At 59.2% G+C, this 18375-nt stretch carries 15 protein-coding genes and 1 pseudogene; 9 read left to right on the top strand and 7 right to left on the bottom strand.

Going from position 1 to position 18375, the window contains the following annotated elements:
- Nucleotides 1-2: 2 nt before the first annotated feature.
- Both CH295_RS06530 and CH295_RS27480 read left to right on the top strand, forming a co-directional pair.
- Entirely contained in the window at nucleotides 3-1265 is a 1263-nt protein-coding gene (locus CH295_RS06530) for a glycosyltransferase family 4 protein (protein ID WP_094740117.1), read from the top strand.
- A 30-nt stretch (nucleotides 1266-1295) separates the two neighbouring features.
- Entirely contained in the window at nucleotides 1296-2516 is a 1221-nt protein-coding gene (locus tag CH295_RS27480) for a hypothetical protein (protein ID WP_141216973.1), read from the top strand.
- Here CH295_RS27480 and CH295_RS27475 read toward each other — a convergent pair.
- A complete protein-coding gene (locus tag CH295_RS27475; RefSeq protein WP_141216972.1) occupies nucleotides 2510-3313 on the bottom strand; it encodes an SGNH/GDSL hydrolase family protein in 804 nt (267 codons plus the stop codon). The two genes, CH295_RS27480 and CH295_RS27475, sit on opposite strands and share 7 nt — an antisense overlap.
- Nucleotides 3314-3567: 254 nt before the next feature.
- Nucleotides 3568-4635 carry an acyltransferase family protein gene (locus CH295_RS06520; RefSeq protein WP_170945778.1) on the bottom strand — a complete coding sequence of 356 codons (1068 nt, stop codon included), beginning with the start codon at nucleotides 4633-4635 and terminating at the stop codon, nucleotides 3568-3570.
- A gap of 453 nt (nucleotides 4636-5088) precedes the next feature.
- On the opposite strand from CH295_RS06520, the pseudogene CH295_RS28595 reads away from it, so the two are divergent.
- Both CH295_RS28595 and CH295_RS06515 read left to right on the top strand, forming a co-directional pair.
- Nucleotides 5089-5457: pseudogene (locus CH295_RS28595) on the top strand (YveK family protein); the annotation flags it as partial.
- Nucleotides 5458-5616: 159 nt separating this feature from the next.
- The gene (locus CH295_RS06515; RefSeq protein ID WP_502694472.1) at nucleotides 5617-6840 is read left to right on the top strand and encodes a tyrosine-protein kinase domain-containing protein; all 1224 of its coding nucleotides are present in this window, start codon (nucleotides 5617-5619) and stop codon (nucleotides 6838-6840) included.
- 161 nt (nucleotides 6841-7001) lie between these two features.
- Here CH295_RS06515 and CH295_RS06510 read toward each other — a convergent pair whose 3' ends face one another.
- Complete coding sequence (locus CH295_RS06510; RefSeq protein ID WP_094740113.1) at nucleotides 7002-7610, bottom strand: TetR/AcrR family transcriptional regulator; 609 nt, start codon at nucleotides 7608-7610, stop codon at nucleotides 7002-7004.
- Nucleotides 7611-7692: 82 nt separating this feature from the next.
- Between CH295_RS06510 and CH295_RS06505 the strand changes: the two genes are divergently transcribed.
- Both CH295_RS06505 and CH295_RS06500 read left to right on the top strand, forming a co-directional pair.
- On the top strand, nucleotides 7693-8610 hold the full coding sequence (locus tag CH295_RS06505) for an SDR family NAD(P)-dependent oxidoreductase (protein WP_094740305.1): 918 nt from the start codon (nucleotides 7693-7695) through the stop codon (nucleotides 8608-8610).
- A gap of 152 nt (nucleotides 8611-8762) precedes the next feature.
- Nucleotides 8763-9347 carry a YveK family protein gene (locus CH295_RS06500; RefSeq protein WP_141216971.1) on the top strand — a complete coding sequence of 195 codons (585 nt, stop codon included), beginning with the start codon at nucleotides 8763-8765 and terminating at the stop codon, nucleotides 9345-9347.
- Here CH295_RS06500 and CH295_RS06495 read toward each other — a convergent pair.
- Nucleotides 9344-9952 (bottom strand): TetR/AcrR family transcriptional regulator, encoded by a 609-nt coding sequence (locus tag CH295_RS06495; RefSeq protein WP_212556147.1) that lies wholly within the window; start codon nucleotides 9950-9952, stop codon nucleotides 9344-9346. The two genes, CH295_RS06500 and CH295_RS06495, sit on opposite strands and share 4 nt — an antisense overlap.
- Nucleotides 9953-10014: 62 nt before the next feature.
- On the opposite strand from CH295_RS06495, the gene CH295_RS06490 reads away from it, so the two are divergent.
- The 3 genes from CH295_RS06490 (at nucleotide 10015) to CH295_RS06480 (ending at nucleotide 13374) form a co-directional block, all read left to right on the top strand.
- Complete coding sequence (locus CH295_RS06490; protein ID WP_094740110.1) at nucleotides 10015-10953, top strand: oxygenase MpaB family protein; 939 nt, start codon at nucleotides 10015-10017, stop codon at nucleotides 10951-10953.
- A 99-nt stretch (nucleotides 10954-11052) separates the two neighbouring features.
- The gene (locus CH295_RS06485) at nucleotides 11053-11763 is read left to right on the top strand and encodes a GAF domain-containing protein (protein WP_094740109.1); all 711 of its coding nucleotides are present in this window, start codon (nucleotides 11053-11055) and stop codon (nucleotides 11761-11763) included.
- 165 nt (nucleotides 11764-11928) lie between these two features.
- On the top strand, nucleotides 11929-13374 hold the full coding sequence (locus tag CH295_RS06480; RefSeq protein ID WP_094740108.1) for a sugar transferase: 1446 nt from the start codon (nucleotides 11929-11931) through the stop codon (nucleotides 13372-13374).
- 27 nt (nucleotides 13375-13401) lie between these two features.
- Here the strand turns inward: CH295_RS06480 and CH295_RS06475 are convergent, their stop codons facing one another.
- From CH295_RS06475 to CH295_RS06465, 3 genes are all read right to left on the bottom strand, one after another.
- On the bottom strand, nucleotides 13402-14424 hold the full coding sequence (locus CH295_RS06475; protein WP_094740107.1) for a hypothetical protein: 1023 nt from the start codon (nucleotides 14422-14424) through the stop codon (nucleotides 13402-13404).
- A 75-nt stretch (nucleotides 14425-14499) separates the two neighbouring features.
- Nucleotides 14500-15264: a polyprenol monophosphomannose synthase gene (locus tag CH295_RS06470; protein WP_094740106.1), complete on the bottom strand. Its 765-nt coding sequence runs from the start codon at nucleotides 15262-15264 to the stop codon at nucleotides 14500-14502.
- Nucleotides 15261-18371 (bottom strand): glycosyltransferase family 2 protein, encoded by a 3111-nt coding sequence (locus CH295_RS06465; protein ID WP_141216970.1) that lies wholly within the window; start codon nucleotides 18369-18371, stop codon nucleotides 15261-15263. The genes CH295_RS06470 and CH295_RS06465 overlap by 4 nt, the downstream gene beginning before the upstream one ends.
- Between the last annotated feature and the right edge of the window lie 4 nt (nucleotides 18372-18375).

The following is an 18375-nucleotide window of genomic DNA, read 5'->3' as shown; positions in this document are numbered from 1 at the left end:
GAATGACATACTCTAAGGTCGATGGTGGCCGGCCCGCGATTGTGATGTCGGCGTTTGCGGCCAATCCAGATATGAGCAGCGAGACGGGGATTGGATGGCTTTTTATTAAGGTCGCCAGCGAGATAGCAGACGCTTCCGGGTGTTCGGTGCATGCGTTTATGAATATGAGGTCGGCGATAAGAGTACAGGCCGAACTTGAGCGATTGGCAATTTCGACCGTCGTCGCAGTAGGGATTGATATGCCGCGGCCGCTTGCCTTCTTGGAAAGAAACCCCCAGCTGACTCGCCTTGAGTACTTGGTGTGGTTCGCGCGAGCAAAGCGTCAGATAAAGGAGCTATCGAGGACGCAGGATGTGATCTTCGGTCACCACGTGACATTCGCAACCGAGATGTTGCCTACTCCAATATCGGCGCTTCCACCAAGTGCGTTCAGGGTATGGGGACCAGTGGGAGCGTCCGGGAACAGTGCAGTCTACGATGTTGAACCAACGTCTGAGTTGTCGAGACGCGAGAAACGCCTTCAGCGAATTCGTGATTTTCTTGCTCGTCGCGCCGGACGATCCTTTTCAAAGAACATTGACTTGGTTCTAGCTCAAAACGACTCGGTTAGAGATCTTTTTAGTAATTTCGGTAAGACTGTGCGAACGTTTCCCAACGTAGTAATCAAGGACGATTTGCAGGACCAAATCAATGGTTTACCATTGTCGGTCAGTCGGGGGACCGACGGTCGAGGTCTGCGACTGCTTGCTGTTGGTCACCTGATTCCGAGAAAGCGGTTTGAGATTGCAATAGCTGCGATGCAAGATGAGCGGTTGAATGGGAGTATGCTCACCATCCTCGGGGCGCCGCTTCCGGGTACACCGAGCTACCTTCCTGAGCTAGTCGATAGGCTCGGCCTGACTGATCGTATAACATTTGCTGGAAAGCTGCCGAGGCCAGAAGTGCTAAAGCATATGAACGAGGCTGACGTTCTAATTCATCCGTCTGCACGGGAAGGTGCTAGTGGTGTAGTCGGTGAGGCTACCGCGGTAGGGATACCCGTCGTTTGTTTCGACAGGACTGGTGCCTCGTCTGTGTTGGATGCTTCTGGTGCGAGTGGCCGCTCGGTTCCCGCAGAATCGTCTAACACTTCAGCGTTTGTAGATGCAATCCTGACGGCGGCAGAACTTCCCAGAATTCGAGCAGCTGTTTGGACAGAGCGAAGGTTTAAGCTTCTGGTAGAAGAGTTGCTCACAGAAGCCGTTGGCCTTCGGAACCGCGCGTGACGGGAAGTTATGAACTTCGGGGCGACGCTAGTGACAGGTGAAGCAGCCAAGAAGGTCATAACTCGCTTGGCCGATCAGGCAAGTTGGTCTGCCGGTTTCTTCCTATTTAATATTCTATGTTCAATAATTCTGTCAACCTCTGAATTTGCAGCCTTGGCTGTAGTGACGTCTGTGTGCTTTATAGTAATTGCCGTGGTGAGGGCTGGTGCGATAAACGCTCGCGTCGTTGCTGGTGCGCGTGTTGGAATATCCCCCGAACTGACACTCAGTACGCGTGCGGCCACCAAGTGGGCAGGCGCAGGATCCTTGTTGGCGGCTTTTGTAGTGCTTACGATTCTGTACTCTGATGTACACAGCATGTTGTTGGTCTCATTGATCACCCTGGGGGTAGTTCTAATACTTTCTGATACACCTCACCAGATGCTGATATTTTATTCTCGATATATTTGGGCTGCTGTCCTCGCCCTGGCATACGCCGCGCTGGGCGTAGTTCTTTTTATAATTCACAACTTAGTTTCCCCTGTCCTTCTGATCTTGATCTGGTCGGGCTCGTGCCTGACTCTCCTGATTGGAGGAACGCTGTTAGTTAGATCTGCTATTGGAGGGTATCGACCGCCACTCGATGTAAGCGCATTTTCATGGCGGTTAGCTGCAGAGGCGTTATACGTTGGTGTGTCAGGCCAATTGGCTATCTTGCTGCTATATCTCCTCTCCAACAGTGATGCGTCGGCTGGATTTCGATATAGCTACGCACTTGTCTTCGCGCCTGCATTCATGATTATCCAAGGGCTTTCGCCGCTCTTTATCAAGTCGTTGGCGAGGTTACGCACTGGGCCTGAACTGGCGCGCAGGTCTATGCTCTGGAGCATCTTTGTTGCGTCTACTCTTGGTGTAAGTGCCTTCGGTGCCTTGGGGGTTTCACACGTGTTTCCTGACTACACAGCTTTGGTGGTAGCGCGTGATTTTGTTTTACCCGTCGGATTGGCGGTCTTGTCCAGTCAGCTTTTGGAAGGGGTGACCTCGGCGTCTCGCTTTATGCTTAGTCCGAAGCTTCTTCATCGGTTACGCGTAGGGGTCGTTGGTATCGATATAGCGGTGCAAGTTGTCGGAGTGGTTTTCTTCGATGTTTACGGTCTAGTGGTTGCGATATGCATTTTGGCGGCGATGAAGGTTCTAGTCTGTCTCATTCTCTCATTTGTTTTGCTTCGAAATAAGGAGTCTGGCCTACCTTTCGCGGTGGAGACTCACTGAAGTTCGGACTCCATTACCTGAGCCCACAGGATGTATCCGTCGGCGCTGGGAAAAGTTCCTCCGGTATCTAAAAGTGTTTCCAGCGGCCTAGCGTCGTTTCGGAATGCGCTGTAGACGTCAATAGTCGCAAACCCAGAGTTCTTGGCGGACGTTCTTAGGTCTTGTATATTCAGACTATTCGTGTTTTGCGAGTCCGATTGCGCAAGCCACGGGTTTTGCAGAACGGCGATGATTGCTGATTGCGGGTAGGTTGCACGCATCGATTTAAGGACAGGAATAGCGGTTCGTGCGAGCGACCTTGTCCCCGAGTTGTGCCCTTGGCTGAAGATTATTAGATCCGGGGAAGCTCCAGTATCAAACGGCAGCATAACGTTTAGCCTCTCTGCGAATTGCTGCACAGTTAAGTTCGGCACAGCAGAATTCCACACTTCGATGGGTGTGCGACTTCCCTGGCCGATTGTCTTTAGAACGGAGTAGCTGGTCGCGTTTCCGTCCTCGATACCGTTGACAACAACAGTCCTATCGTAACGTGTGCTTAGCCAGTTTGCGAAAATATTCGTCCAGCCGCCGTCTAATTTGGAGGTGTTGTCTCCAAGCAGGACGATTTTGAATGGAGTGCTATCGTCCGATAGATCCGGGAGTGTGAATGGGCTCGGTTGTAACTCTGATTGGGGGGCAGCCGCGTCTATATCGGGAGTTTCGGAAGGGTTGGGGGATGAACACGAAGTGAGAACTAGTGCGAGAGAGAATAGTAATAGTTTCTGGGCTAGGTTCGCTGCCTTTTTGTCTGTACTCATGTCAACTTTCTTGGTGGTGAAGTGGTATTTATCTAGGCTCGCATGTCTTTACTGTACGGTACTTCTGCTGAATGTCTGTTGATGTTTTTGCTAGTTCTGAAACCAGGAACCGGAGTCCGGTCGAGCCAGTTATGGCGGCTGCGTGCAGTGTGGCGGGCTATACGATGCCGACGGGGTACTGGATGAATTGTCTAGATTGTTGCTTGTTTCGTTGGGAAGTGATCCGGTGCGTTCATGTGCGAGATTTTCATGGTTTACGCCGCGTTGCGGCGATCTTTCCGTGCTGCAAAACGTCCCTTGAGTCCGATGGCTGGGTGTTCAACGAGCTGCCACGACATTTCGGCGACTACAAAAGTGGCCAAGACCGCCAATACAATAAATCCTTGGCGGAATGGGGCATCATTCGGTATGGCCGTAATGAGGATGAAGTTCCAGAGGTAGATCGCGTATGAGCGGTTTCCAACCCAGATTAGTGGTCGAATGGTTAGCATCTTTTGAAGAATGGTCGGCCCGGTTTGGAGTGAGAGCAATACGACCCAGCCTGCGATCGCAAATCCCACGGTCAGTCCAAACGTGTAGGTTACGGCGCTGTCCTTCATCGCCGGCCAGAGTGAGAGAGCCGCCAACAACGTCCAGCAGGCCCATGCTGTTCCGGTGCTGAAGCGGTCGGGGTTTAGTTTCCCGGCTTTCCAGAGAAGCGCCAGTGCACATCCGACCAGCAGTCCGTCCGACCAGGTAGTTGGTAGTTCATAGATTTCGGGTCCCCAGATGGTGAAGCTTGAAATCCGCAGGGCGACCGAAACCACCAGAGTGCCTGATACCGCCAGCAGTGCGGTTGGGATGGTGCGGTTGCCTCTCAAAATCATGACGAGTATTAAGGGCCAAATTAGATAGAACTGCTCTTCGACCGCCAGGCTCCACATTGGTCCAAGGCCATCCATAATCGGATAGTCGAGGAAGGCTGCGTATCCAGCGAGGTATGTGACACTAAAGCCCACGCTTGCGAGAATATGCGCTCGCTCTGTACCGCTAGTAAAGACGGATCCATAAATCGTAACTACGACCAGCATCGCAACCAAAGCCGGTAAGAGGCGGAGCGCGCGGCGGAGGTAGAAGTTCGACAGTGATATACGACCGTGACCGTGGTTTTCCTCGACAAGCAGCGTGGTGATTAGGAATCCGCTCAATACGAAGAATAGACCGACTCCGATCATTCCGGCCCCACCGAAGACGGACGGCATAGCGTGGCGTGCGATGACTAGCAAGACAGCGATTCCACGTATGCCGTTGAGTGCCGGGCGCTTGCCAAGAGTTGGGATCACAGGGGGATTATTCACGACTTTTGTTGGTTCTGCAGATCTGACCCGTTGGCGATGGTGCCTACCCGTGAACAGATGTCGTGGAGGTTGAAGCACTGCGGCGCGGTGTCCTGCAGCGCATGAGACTGGGTGTATTCGGATGTGCCCAGCCCTCCATATTTGGCAGACGGTCGGGTATTGGTCTGTGGTAATGAGCCGGGCTAAGAGATGCGGTGTGCCAGTTATCGATTTCTACGCCCTGTTGGTACGTGCATGACGTCCTGTGGCTTGCGGGGACGGTTGTTGGTTCGTCGTTACCGAAGTTAGTCATGGCTTAACCGGTTTGGCCTGGTAGTCGTTCCACCTGACCGCGTCTTAGTCGGCTGCTGGTTCAAATATTGCGTGTGATTCAGTCTTCGTGGGCCGGTGATACGTCACAATGGGTGATTCGCTTGATTGTGGGCTTATATCAAACGAATGAGTCGCGGGGTCGTCGGCGGCTACTCGCTGAGTGCACAGAATCTGACTACCTATGTAACGATTGAGCCACGCGGTGTCACTTTGCGTAGTGTGCGAAACGGACGAGGAGCTCGAAGCATGGAGATACAGGATTATCTGAAAATCCTGAAGGCGCGGTGGATCGTCGTCGCCGGCACCGTGGTGGTTGCGATCCTTGGGGCTTTGGGCGCTTCACTGCTGACTACTCCGCAATATGAGTCCAGTGCGAGAATGTTCGTGTCAACATCGGGGGGGACCTCGGTAAGTGAGACATACCAGGGGAATCTGGCGTCCCAGCAGCTCGTCACCTCGTACTCGGAACTGGTGAGTAGCGAGGCCCTGGCCGCGCGAGTGTTGGATGTGCTCGGCCTCAACATGAGCCCCGCTCAACTGGCTAGCAAGGTGAAGGCATCGTCTACGCCGGACACGGTCCTTTTTAATATCACGGCTACCGACCCGTCCCCAGCGCTCGCTAGGGACATTGCCAATGCCACGGCCTCTGAACTAATGAGCCAGGTTCGCGAGCTCGAGACCCCTGAAGACGGTGGTGTGCCGTCTGCCGGAGTGAAGACTTTCCAAGAAGCAAATGCAGCGTCGACCCCGGTAAGCCCCAATACGACGCAGAACCTTGCTCTTGGTGCAGCGGTCGGTCTACTGCTGGGCGTCGCTTTGGCTTTCATTCGCGACCGGTTGGACAATACGATCAAAAATCGTCGTGAGATCGAGTCGATCTCCGGCAAGGCGTTGGTGGGCACCATTCCGTTCGACAAGGAGCGCAAGACTCATCCGGCCGTCGACTTCCAGGATCTTGCCCAGTCCTCCAGCGCCGAAGCGTTCCGTGAGCTCCGCACCAACCTGCAATTCCTCGAGGTCGATCACCCGCCGCGCGTCATCGTCGTCACCAGCGCCATTCCCAGCGAGGGGAAGACGACTACTGCGGTCAATCTCGCCATCTCGCTTGCCGAGGCCGGTCACCACGTCGTTCTGGTCGAGGGCGATCTGCGTCGTCCCCGCATCTCGAAGTACATGGGTCTCATCGGTTCGGTCGGTCTGAGCACCGTCCTCGCAGGACAGGCCAAGGTGGACGAAGTGCTGCAGCCGACCAGATACGAGGGTCTGCAGGCCTTGGCGTCCGGCCCGCTGCCGCCGAACCCATCCGAGCTGTTGGGGTCGGAAGCGTCTCGCGCACTGATGGTCGAGCTACGCTCCAAGTTCGATTACGTCATCGTCGACGGCGCTCCGCTGTTGCCGGTCACCGACTCGGCCGTACTCACCACTCACAGCGACGGCGCGCTTCTGGTAACTCGCTACGGACACACCAAGAGCAACGAGTTGTATAGGGCCATCGGCAACCTCGAAACGATCGGGGCTCACGTCCTGGGTGTGGTGCTGGCATTGACGCCTTCGAAGAAGGGCGACATGTACAGCTACTCGTACAACTACTCGGCCGATGCCAGCCTGCCGCGGCAGACGGCACCGCCGGTTCCCGCGCCGCAGGCACCGGTCGCAACGCCGGCTCCTCCGGTTGTTCCACCTACTCCTGCCGCGGCACCTGTTGCGCCACAACCGGCGTCGGTGCACTCCGGATCCACCCAGGCTGGAGCAGCTGCACCGAGCGCAACCGTACGTACCGCAGCCCCTGCTGCTGCGCCGTACTCTCGGGCACGTCGCCCCGAGGCACCCGGCGACTTACCCAGGAATGGCATCGAAAACCCCGGTCTGAGGAAATGAATCCTGGGCGATCATGTTCATCACGATCGCCCAGAGCTTTTCGTGGAACGCCCGCTAGCGCCGATGGCAATCCCTCAACGGATCCCGCGAGCATCCGACAGATCTGTGTGACAGGACGTCCGTCGGTAGGGCGGTAGGGCGGTAGGGCGGGCGGCGAAAGGCTAAGCGTGGTTGCCGTTCTCGCGAAGCTCGCCGTCGTGTGGGATCATCGTGACCAGTAGGCGCGTGAGATGGGCGCGGTCGGCACCCCACTTGTCTGCCGGCAGGTGACCACCGACATCGAGATCGGTGAGTCCGTGTGCAGCGGCCAACAACACCCCGGCAATCGGTCGTGCTCTCGATTCGCCAGAGACTCGACTCACCAAGTCGATGAAGGCGTCCTGTGCCCGCTCGGCCGCCGAGATCGCAGACACCGACGCCGGTGACGCCGCCGGCCCGGTGAACATCAATCGGTAGAGGTGGGGTCGCGCGCCACCCAAGTCGGACAACGCTGCCAGCGCTGTGAAAATCGCGTCATCGGCACTCTTTTCGCCGTCGGCGACGATCGCCTCGAGCGAGTCGGCCAGAAGCATCCACGCGTCGGTGGCGAGCGCCATCAGCAGTGCATTCTTGTCCACGAAATGCCGGTAGGCCGCCGATCGTGACACTCCTGCGCCATCTCCGACCGCTCGGAGCGTCACCACATCCGGCCCGCCCAGATCCAGCAACTCAGCGGCCGCACGAAGAAGTGCCTGCCGTGTCTGCGCCGCACTTTCCGCTCGCTTCGTCACGCCACCGAATCTATCAGTTGACAGCGTTCACTGAATTCGGTCTACTGAGTAGACAACGTCAACTCAAATGAAAGGTCGTCCGATGCGCAGCATGGTCATGACAGGAGCTACACGCGGCATCGGGCTCATCGCTGCCCAGGAACTACTTCGTCGAGATCGCGACCTGCACCTGGTGATCCTGGCCCGGGGCGCAGGCCCGGCGGGATTCGCCGATCGGTTACGCGCCATCTCCGATCACGTCACTGTCATCGACACCGATCTCGCCGATGTGGCGAGCATCCGGGCCGGTGCCGCGCGCATCCTGCAGCTCGTCGACGACGGGACTATCCCGCCGCTGCAGGGGTTCGCGGGCAACGCAGGAGTGCAGTTCGTCGACAACGTCCACGTCACCGGCGACGGACTCGAGACCACATTCGCAGTGAACATCTACGCCAACCATCTGTTGATCGACCTGCTTCGACATCGGTTCGTCGCGCCGGCACGTGTCGTGATCACGGTCAGCGACACCCACTTCGGCGATTTCCGACATACCGGCGGATTGGTGCCCGCACCGCAGTGGACGTCCCCGGAGGCCATCGCACGCCGCTCCGCGTTTCCCGAGCCCAAAACGGTGACGGCCGGGCGGATGGCCTACTCCACCAGCAAACTCGGTGCCATTTACCTCGTGCACGAATGGGCACGCAGATTGCCGGACGGCGTCGACATCGTCTCGTACAACCCGAGTCTCGTTCCCGGCACAGGATTGGCCAGGGAAGCCAGCAGGCGTGACCAGTTCGTGAACCGGTGGATCCTGCCGATGTTGGCGCTCACGCCGTTCGCCGACCGAATCTCCACCGCCGGGCGAAAATTGGCCGACGCCATCGTCGGCACCGTCGCCGCACCGTCCGGTGCCTACATCGACCGAACTCGTGAAGTTCCGTCCTCGGACGAGTCCTACGACCCTGCCCGCGAACGCGCACTCTGGGACTATCTCCAATCCCTCGCCTCAGCCAACGCTTAGGCCGCCATAATGTCATCCGTTGGCAAGGTCGACGATAGGTGAAAGGCATTGCGTCGGAGATCTATTCGTCATGTGTGGCGGTACAGTACCGATACGCCACACCGAGACGAACAAGAAGGCTGGAGGTGGCGGTGCGAGGATTCGGAAGGACGATGAGGGCGGGCTGGCGCATCGTCGCCGTATCCATCGCGCTGTCGATGGCGACGGCGTTCGGGATTACCTCGCTGATCACACCGGTGTACGAATCGCGCACTCAGATGTTCGTCTCCACCTCGGGGTCGACTTACAGTCCTGATGTGTACGAGGGCAACCTGTTCTCGCAACAGGCGATTCCGGCGTATGCGGGATTGGTCGCCAACGAGGCTCTGGCCTCGACAGTGATCGCCGATCTGGCGCTCGATCTCACTCCGGCGGAGTTGGCCGACAAGGTGACGATGACTTACTCGCCAGACACTGTTGTGTTCGACATCGTCGCGACCGATACCTCGCCGGAGCTCGCGCGCGACATCGCGGACACCATTGCCAGAGAACTGAGTGCATTAGTTGCCGACCTCAACGCTCCAGGGAATGGCGAGCCGCCCTCGGTTATGTTGAAGATGGTCAGTCAGGCCGAGGTGTCGGATGCGCCGATCAGCCCGAACACCGTCGTGTACCTGGCGTGGGGTGCTGCAGTGGGTTTGCTCATCGGAACTGCGTTGGTGCTCGTTCGTCGTCGCTCGAACGGGACCGCACACTAGGCGCGTCGCGCGACCGCCGACACTGCCCGGGCAAGTGCGTCGGACAGTTCGCTCTCGCTGGTGGAGCGAGCGGACAGGTCTCGATCGTCGAACACGGCCTGGGATGCGCCGATGGCGAACAGGATTCTCCAGGTGGCCTCGGCATCGGCGTTGCTCGTTCCGAACCTTGCCGACAACCAGCCGGTCACGGTGTCGGCCAGTTGGTGGTTCGTGCGAACTATTCGCGCGGAGAACAACTCTCCGTCGGTCGTGTTGCGGGACTGGATGAAGAAGGCGCGCATCGCACCCCGGTGTTCCGAGAACACCGCGAGCGCGGCGTCGGCGAGCAGCCGGACAGCTCGGTCATCGTCGGGTTCTTGTTCGGCGGCTGAAAATGCCGCTGCAGCAGCGCGCTCGATGCGAGTCAGAACATCTTCCTGGGCTGCCATCAGCAGGCCGGTTCGATCTCCGAAACGGTGGTAGATGGACCCGTTGGATCCGCCGTATCGCTGGGCGACGGCAGCAATCGTTACCGCCTGTAATCCACCTTCGTGCAGCAACTCGATGGTGGCTGCCACCATTCGCGCAGTGGATCCTTCGCTTCGGGACTGCACGGGCGTGCGCACGATCCCATGCTAGTCGGCTTATAGGGCTTGCCAAATTAGAGCGGGCATTCTAGTTTGAGAGTATGACAGCGATCACAGTGCGAGAACAGCGGTTCGGCGGGGTTCCCAGAGACCACTGGAGGCGTGTCAACGAATCACTCGACCCGGACACCGACTTCGTGCAGATCTATCGGAACCTGGCTGTGCACGAGTTCCCGTGGGACATCACTCAGGCGTTGTCTTTTGCGCTGTTCAGGACCTTCGCAGTACCCGGCATCGGCAAACTGCTCGACGAGACCGGTGCATTCACCGGTGCCACTCAGAAGCGTTACGACGACACGGTGCTGCTTCTCGAGGTGCCGTTCCTGCGCGGCTTCGACGACGAGCAGGGTCGTGCTGCGATTCGCCGGATCAATCAGATGCATCGAAGTTACGACATACCCAATCACGAGATGCTCTACGTGCTCGCGACTTTCGTCGTGGTACCGCAGCGCTGGATATCCAGATGGGGTAAGCGGTCTATGTCCGACGTCGAAGTACGAGCATCGGTCAGATATTTCCGAACTCTGGGCAAGCACATGGGGATCTCGGACATGCCCGACTCGTTCGAGGGCTTCGCGCAGTTGATGGACAACTACGAAGCGGAGTATTTCGCCTTCGATCCCGGGGCTCGACGCGTCGCCGACGCCACCTTGGACCTACTCGCCTCGTTCATCTCACCTGTCCCGAAGGGGATCGTTCGAGCGGTGAGCCTCGGTCTCATGGACGCACCGCTGCGAAATGCCCTGGGCTACAACCATCCTCCCGCCGCGTTGGAACGGCTCGTCACCGCTGCGATGCGTGCGCGAGGACATGCTCTGCGACTGTTTCCTGCTCGCCTCACGCAGCGACGCAACGCCGACTCGCAACGTATGCGGTCCTATTCGGACGGGTTCGATGTTGCCCAACTCGGCACGTTTCCTGGCGGGTGCCCTGTACGTACGGTCGACGCACGTCCGACTCGGAGCGCTCGCGCTACGTGATCTTCACCGGCGATCGAGCGACGATTCTCCTGCAAAGACAGTGGGCATTATCGGTCGAGCACTAGTCGGAGCAGTGCACAGTCAACTAACGTCCGGCGTGTGGAATTAGGAAAAACCGGTTTCGGAGATCGAATCAACGCACTGTTGACGCAGCATGCCGACAAGGCCGGCGAGTCCCTCAATACCTATGCACGTCGGGCGATCATCACTCGGCTCGTCACGGAACTCGAACGAGAGTCCTCGCCGGAGGTGGCCGCCGTGCTGGCGGACGCCCGTAGCTTCGAATCCGAGAGCATCGAGTTGTCCGATCTCGATTCGACGTCTCCCCAGCGGACGCACTTGCTCATCGACGATGTGGACAGGGTCGCCGCCGTGCGAGCCACGGGGATGATCGGCAGTGCTCGTGACGAGCAGTTCGACAAACTGGCGCGGATGACATTGCGAGCGATGGGAGCGCAAGGAGCGTCGATCTCGTTCGTCGACGATCGAACGCAATTCATCAAAGCCAGCGTTGGAACCACGGGAACAGCAGCGCAGCCGCAGACCGTAGCGGTGGAACGGTCTGCGTGTCGTGTCGTTGTGGAAACCGGAGAAACGCTGGTGGCCCCCGATATCAGAGAGCATGCGCTACTGAGGGATCACGCGACGTCCGATCTGGTCGCATACATGGCAGCGCCGATCAAGTCCGAAGCAGGTTTCACCGTCGGGATACTGGATGTGTGGGACTACCGGCCGCGCAAATGGACTGCCGGTCACGTGAAGACCCTCGAAGACATCGCGTGGCTCATTCGTCAGAGAATTCCCTTCTAGCAGTTTGTTTTTCGGTGATGGCAATACTGCCGTTGGTCGCCGAAAACCCGTGGAGAGTGATAAATGTTTGGTGTTTCGAAATGTCGAATGCCGAACGGCTCGAGCGCTCGGCTGGCATGAAGATCGGAAGGACCGTGCATCGTGCCGAATTCTCACGGAACAGCGATGACGAGATCGACAACGCCGCACTCGGTGAAGGTGCGTTTCGGGAGGAACGTATCCGATCGAATTCGTATCGACCCGGTCAGCCCCATCGCCGCCGTTGTTCTCGATGTGATCGCCGCAGTCATCGCCGTAGCCGAAGGTCTTCACTTGCGGCCCGGCAGCGCCGCAGCGTTGGGTTGGCACCCATGGCTCTTCGTGCCCACGCTCCTTGTGCTCCTTGCCTCGCGAAAGCTCTACCGACGAGGGCTTCGACGCAATTTCATCGATGAAATCGGACCGGTTCAATCCGCCGTGGCCTTTGCGACTCTGATCACGCTCGCCCTGATTCTGGCAACGGAGCCGTCCTATGCCCCAGGCCCGGTCATGATTCGAGTCTGGCTGTGCGCAGCAGGCGCACTCGCGATCGCGTGTCTGGCCCGTGCGTGGATAGAGCGCTGGTTTCGAGTGAGACACCACGCGAGTGCGCCCACCCTCATCGTCGGTAGCGGTCCCGTATCAGAGCAACTGGCGCACAGAATGAATCAGTTTTCCGAATACGGGATGAATCCCATCGGGACGATCGACTCCGTCTCCGACGTAAATCCTGCAGTGCACCAGGAACTCTCGAATCTCGGGACACTCAGCGACCTGGCTCGGATCGTCCGAGTGCATCGGGTGGAAGAAGTTGTGTTTGCGTTCGCTTCCGCTCCTCATGAAGAGGTGGTGGCAGCGATCCGTGCAGCACAAAACGCCGGAACTCGCGTCTGGCTCGTGCCTCGCATGTTCGACACCGTCGGCGTGCACGCTCATATCGAGCATCTCGGAGGGTTGCCCTTGATGGTCTTGCATCATGTCGATCCGAGAGGGTGGCAGTTCGTTCTCAAGGGCGTACTGGACAGGCTCGGCGCGGGAACGGGTCTACTTCTTCTGTCGCCGGTCTTCCTTCTGCTCACGGTGCTCGTACGGTTGAGCTCCCCAGGCCCCATCTTTTTCGCACAAGAGCGAATCGGCCGCGATGGGGTCCCCTTCGACTGCTTGAAATTCCGATCGATGCGCCCACCGCGAGACTCCGATGTCGATTTCGTTCCGGCCGAGGGGGCAGCACCCGGCGGAGTGGAAGGCGTGGACCGACGCACCAAGATCGGCAAGATCATGCGGCAGACCTCACTCGACGAGCTTCCTCAGCTCATCAATGTCCTTCGCGGCGACATGAGCCTGGTCGGACCCCGTCCTGAACGCCCGGAATACGTAGACCTGTTCGCTGCGCAGATCAGACGCTACGGAGAGCGGCATCGCGTGCAAGCAGGTCTCACCGGATGGGCTCAGGTGCACGGGCTGCGGGGCCAGACCCCCATCGCGGATCGCGCGGAATGGGACAACTACTACATCGAGAACTGGTCCATCTGGCTCGATGTCAAGATTCTGTTTCTGACCTGCATTGCAGTCCTGAAGCGATCGGAGGACTGACCGGCGTACTCGGGCGCACGCGCATCGCTACACCCGATCCATTCCCGCCTTGTGGGTCGGATCGATGAGGAACAGGCTGCTGCCGTCCAATCCGTCTCTGCGGTGGATGGTTCCGCGCAATCCTGCTTCGACCAGTCGTACCGCTATTTCGTAGATTTCCTCGAGGCGCTCGTCGGTGAGGTCGGGACGAATCGCGAGATGGATCTCGTCGCCGATGTGGCGCAGAACCGCCTCGAAGTTCGGGCTCACCGCGCTGTAGAGCTCCTCGCACTGGACCAGCAATGCATCGGACATCACGAAGTTTTCCTCGGCGCCGAGCAACGGCATCACACCGAAATCCTCGAGCAGATCGATCAGCTGCACAGCGCTACGGCCGGCGGCTGTCGATCGATCCGCCAGCACACCGGATTCCACTTCCTTCGTCGTGAAGATCAGTGTCGCCTCGGCGCTAGGATCGAGCAGACCCAGATCGGCGCGCATCGCCTTTAGCAGCAACGAATGCATTCTGGTGATGTACGCGTGCTCGCTCTGCAGACGTTCGTGGGCCGGAGCGGGGATTCCGGTTTCGGGAGCCAGTGGAGCGAACACCCGACGATCGATGCCCGTCGACAACTCCAACGCCAACGGATGGACGCGTCTGCGCGCCACCACCAATGCGGCAGTGAGCGCCAGATTCAGCTGGTCGTAGGCCTTGTCCAATGCCCGCTTCGCAGCTTCGAGGTCACCGACCGGCGTCGAGACCACTGCTGCCGAAATCTTCTCGGCCACAACCCGATCGACGTTCGACAGCGCGAAGAGTAGCTCCTGGTAACGCGCGGTCACCTGGTCGCGATTCCACGAGTCGTTGTCGCTGGCCTGACGCACCTGACGATCGACGGCGGTGTGCAATGCCGCCAACTCCCGCGACATCACATCCTCGTTCGCGCCTACCCGTCGAACACTCGTCGCCGCCCACGCAGCACCGAGCGCAGCGATGACGACGACGATCAAGGTCCACACCGCAATTGCGGACACACCCGACTCCGAAGCGGCCAAGACGCTGGTAGTCATCGCTACATCATGCACGAATGTGTTACATATCGTTCTTCTTTCGCCGCTCTAACCGCCAGATATGAATACGTGCGGTTATCGGATTTCGGCTTCCGTCGTGTGTGCTGTTTGCTGAACCGATCTTTTCCGCCATCCCCAGATCGTTGTTTTCCACAGTGCTTCGAGGACGACGGCGCGGCTCATCTTGCTGGTACCGGATTCTCGTTCGCGGAAAGTGATGGGAACTTCGCTGATCTTCTTCCCGGTACCGGCCACCAACAATGCCATTTCGATCTGGAAGCTGTATCCGCGCGAGGTCACGGAATCGAGGTCCATGACTCGAAGCACGTCAGCCGTGAAAACTCGATAGCCCGCGGTGGCGTCTCGCACAGTCAACGGCGTGAGCATGCGCACGTACGTGTTTCCGGCTTTCGAGAGGATCTTTCGGCTCAGGGGCCACCCCTCGGTACGCCCGCCGGGCACGTAACGGGATCCGATGACGAGGCCGACCTCCGGAGCGTAGGAGGCCGCGATCATCGCGGGCAATCGCTCAGGAGGGTGACTGCCGTCTGCGTCCATCTCCACCAGTCGAGTGAATCCGTCCTCGAGGCCGTATCGGAACGCATCGAGGTACGCGGTGGCCAGACCCGATTTGGCGGGCCGATGCAGGACTCGCACGTCCGGATGCTCGGCCGCCAGAGCATCCGCGATGTCCCCGGTGCCGTCGGGACTGGAATCGTCGATGACGAGAATCGTGGCACCGGCAACGGAATCCAATGCCCGACGCACGAGCGGGACCAGATTGGCGGATTCGTTGTAGGTCGGGATGCACACCAGGACGTCCGAGTAGGTGATTGTCATCGCGCCAACACCTTCGGGGTCCAGATCAGGTAGTACCCCGCGAACTCGCCCTGACGCGTGAAGGGCACCTTGTTCGAGAGGCGATACGGCGTGTCTCCGGTGGTCAGATACTGATTGATCGCTCGTCCGTTGTCGGTGTTCAGACTCAAATAGATCGTGCCGAAATGTGATTGGTCGATAGCTTCGCGGTATGCGTTCATGCCGTTCTTGTTTCCGTAGTTCAGGCTGAACGTGTCCGTCCACAGGATCGGTTCCACCTCACCGCGCAGGGCGTAGCGCTGCGCCGACGGTTCCTCACCGAGGATGGCTTTGTTCGGCGAGACGGCGATCTCCTCACGTAGGGCCTCCACCACCGCGGTGTCGTCGACCCACGAGGTGAGGAACTCCTGTGATTGAGTCCAGCCCAGGACCAGCTGCATCGACAGCGCAGCGACCGCGAACGGAACCCCGAACCACCTCGAGCGAGCGATGAACCAGCCGAGCAGGTACCCCGCGAGTGGGGCCGCGAACACCATGCCGAATGCGACGTGCTTGGACAGCGACGTTTCCTCGCCGATGCGAATCTGCTGCGCGGGCCCGATGACGCTGAACGCCAACAACGTCAGGACCAGCGGCCAGCGACGCCACTGGAGGGCAGCGCCGAACACCGCCAGGATCAGGATCACCCCGATCCACATTGCAGCGTTGGTGAGCAGCAGCGACGCCGAGGCCGGAGAGATCGGTGTGCGGTTGGTGGTGGTTGAGACGATTCCGGGCACCAGATCCTGAGCCCAGAACACCAGAACGAAGAAGGAGATCGCGACGGCCGACAATACGATCAACAGAGCCTGCCGGACGGCTCCCCACCGAATCTTGTTCCACGTCAGCAGCATTCCGATCACCGCGATACCGGGGAGGTAGACCGCAGTGGCGTACTTGGTGAGAAATGCCAGGGCCAGTACCGCACCGATGATCGGAGCCCAGAGCAATGAATCCTGTTGCGCACTGCGCACTGTGAGCCACAGGGCGACGGCGACCAGACTCATGGCCATCGCATCGAAGGTCGCCATGTGAGACAGGAAGATCACCGAGCCGCACAGCAGGAAGACCGCGGCACCGAGCAGGCCCGCGAGCCGGCCGAACAGCTGGCTGCCCACGCCGTACGTCGCGACGATCGCAACCCAGACGAACACCATGCTGACCATGCGTGCTGCCTCGAGGCCGCCGACGGAATCGGCTGCTGCAGCGAGGATCGGGAACAGGCCCGGGGCGCCGGAGAAGTAGGCACCCGGATATTCCGTGACGTTGACGCCGTCGGTGATGTGCTCGATCATCCGGTGCCCGACGAACACGTAGAGGCCCTCGTCCTGGAAGGCGGTGGTGTTGGAACCGGGCCGAAGCGACAGAGCCGAGGACACCGCGCACATCAGAACCAGCCACGGCCACGACGCCGTCAGCCAGCTGCGGGGCGTCGAGGGTGTGCGCCGGGTGGAGCGAGCGGGTGGCATCTGGTGCACGAAGGTCGAGATCTCCGAGCGAAACAGTTTTCGCCGCAACGTCATCGGATCGAGGAGGGTGGGGAATTCAGTACGCCAGAACATCAGGGGATAGACCACGACGAGGTTGAAGACGGCGAACCCGATCATCGGTGCGTAGTTCGACCAGCCGTATTCGGGAGCTCGCCAGAAGACGCCGACCCACATCGCCACCTGGACGAGCACCAGCCATGTGGTCATCAGACGTTTGACGCGCAGAGCGGTGGTGGAGCGGGTCTTGATTCCTGTCGCCTGCCACGCGTCCGTGCGACCCCGGAGGACATCGAACACCGCCACGGAATGGATGTAGGAATAGAACGTCTGCACGCGGTCGAGCCCGATGGCGCTCTCGCGACCCATGGTGACGACGGGGACGATGGCGATGCGCACCACCATGGCCAGGAACACGAACAGGTAGTTGTTGATGGACACGTCCTCGGGGGCGAGGAAGGCCATCAGAATCGGCGGCAGCGCGATGGCATAGATGTTGATCGCCGTGTCGATGTAGTACATGAAGCCGGACCAGAAGCACAGGCGTTGGCGCAGTGAGAATTTCACCGCATGGAAATCGCGGGACTTGAGCAGACTCATCGAGCCGTTCGCCCAGCGGTACTGCTGATTGGAGAACTGATCGAGCGTCTCCGGGCACAGTCCTTTCGATACGACCACCGGCACGTACCGAGTTCGGTATCCGACCCGCATGAGATCGACACCGGTGTAGACGTCCTCGCTGTGTTCGATGGCCGAGAAGCCGCCGCCGACCTCGAGTGCGCTGCGCCGATAGATCGCGCAGGTACCGACGCAGATCGACGCGTCGCTTCGATCTCGCGCCGCTTGAATCCAGCGGTAGAACAGCACCTGCGTCGCCCCTGCCGAGTACTCCATCCACTTCATCCGCAGCGTGGTGTCGAAGTACTGCGGACTCTGCACGATGGCCACGTCCTCTTCGGTGGTGTACGGCATGAGTTGGTACAGATAGTCCGGCCGCGGTACGAAATCTGCGTCGAGAATCGTGATGAAGTCCCCGTGGGACTCGTCGAACCCGAATCGCAGATTGCCTGCCTTCTTCAGATATCCACGATTGGGCCGGACGCGATACTCGTAGCCGAAGGCATCGGCCAAGTCTCGAACGCTGTCCCGATCGGAATCGTCGAGCACGTAGACGGTCAGCTCGCCACTCCAATGGAGCCGACTCACATGCCAGAAAGTGTTGTGCAACACAGTGATGTCTTCGCCCGCGCTCGGCAGGAACACATCGACGCTCGGGTAGTGCACGGGCAGATACGCACGTACTCGCTCTCGGTGGCCGGCCAAGGTGTCGCGGCGCGGCTGCACGGAGGTCAGCAACGAGAGGATCATCGCGGCCGTCGTGATGGCGAGTGGCACGAGCAACGGAATTGCCCACGCCTGCCCCTGAACCAGGTACAGCAGGCTGACCGTGGTGAGAAAACCGCCGAAACTCGACGCCAGCGGAATCCAACGGTGCTCACTCTGCAGGTACGAGTCGCGCTCGATATCCGTTGGTGGAGATGGAAGTTCACTCGAATCCGGTGGAGCGAAGCGCACAGTATGGCTCTGGAAGATAGACGTCATGACG

The sequence above is a fragment of the Rhodococcus sp. 14-2483-1-2 genome (assembly GCF_002259405.1).
Taxonomy (GTDB): domain Bacteria; phylum Actinomycetota; class Actinomycetes; order Mycobacteriales; family Mycobacteriaceae; genus Rhodococcoides.
The sequence above is the reverse complement of the archived record's forward strand: the minus strand, read 5'-3'. Positions and strand labels throughout refer to the sequence as shown.

Coding starts and splice junctions, on each gene's coding strand:
- CH295_RS06470 (WP_094740106.1), bottom strand. CDS start 15,264: ATGACAATCACCTACTCGGACGTCCTGGTGTGCATCCCGACCTACAAC.
- CH295_RS06500 (WP_141216971.1), top strand. CDS start 8,763: ATGAGGGCGGGCTGGCGCATCGTCGCCGTATCCATCGCGCTGTCGATG.
- CH295_RS06490 (WP_094740110.1), top strand. CDS start 10,015: ATGACAGCGATCACAGTGCGAGAACAGCGGTTCGGCGGGGTTCCCAGA.
- CH295_RS06530 (WP_094740117.1), top strand. CDS start 3: ATGACATACTCTAAGGTCGATGGTGGCCGGCCCGCGATTGTGATGTCG.
- CH295_RS06505 (WP_094740305.1), top strand. CDS start 7,693: ATGCGCAGCATGGTCATGACAGGAGCTACACGCGGCATCGGGCTCATC.
- CH295_RS06515 (WP_502694472.1), top strand. CDS start 5,617: ATGAGCCAGGTTCGCGAGCTCGAGACCCCTGAAGACGGTGGTGTGCCG.
- CH295_RS06475 (WP_094740107.1), bottom strand. CDS start 14,424: ATGACTACCAGCGTCTTGGCCGCTTCGGAGTCGGGTGTGTCCGCAATT.
- CH295_RS06480 (WP_094740108.1), top strand. CDS start 11,929: ATGACGAGATCGACAACGCCGCACTCGGTGAAGGTGCGTTTCGGGAGG.
- CH295_RS06465 (WP_141216970.1), bottom strand. CDS start 18,371: ATGACGTCTATCTTCCAGAGCCATACTGTGCGCTTCGCTCCACCGGAT.
- CH295_RS27475 (WP_141216972.1), bottom strand. CDS start 3,313: ATGAGTACAGACAAAAAGGCAGCGAACCTAGCCCAGAAACTATTACTA.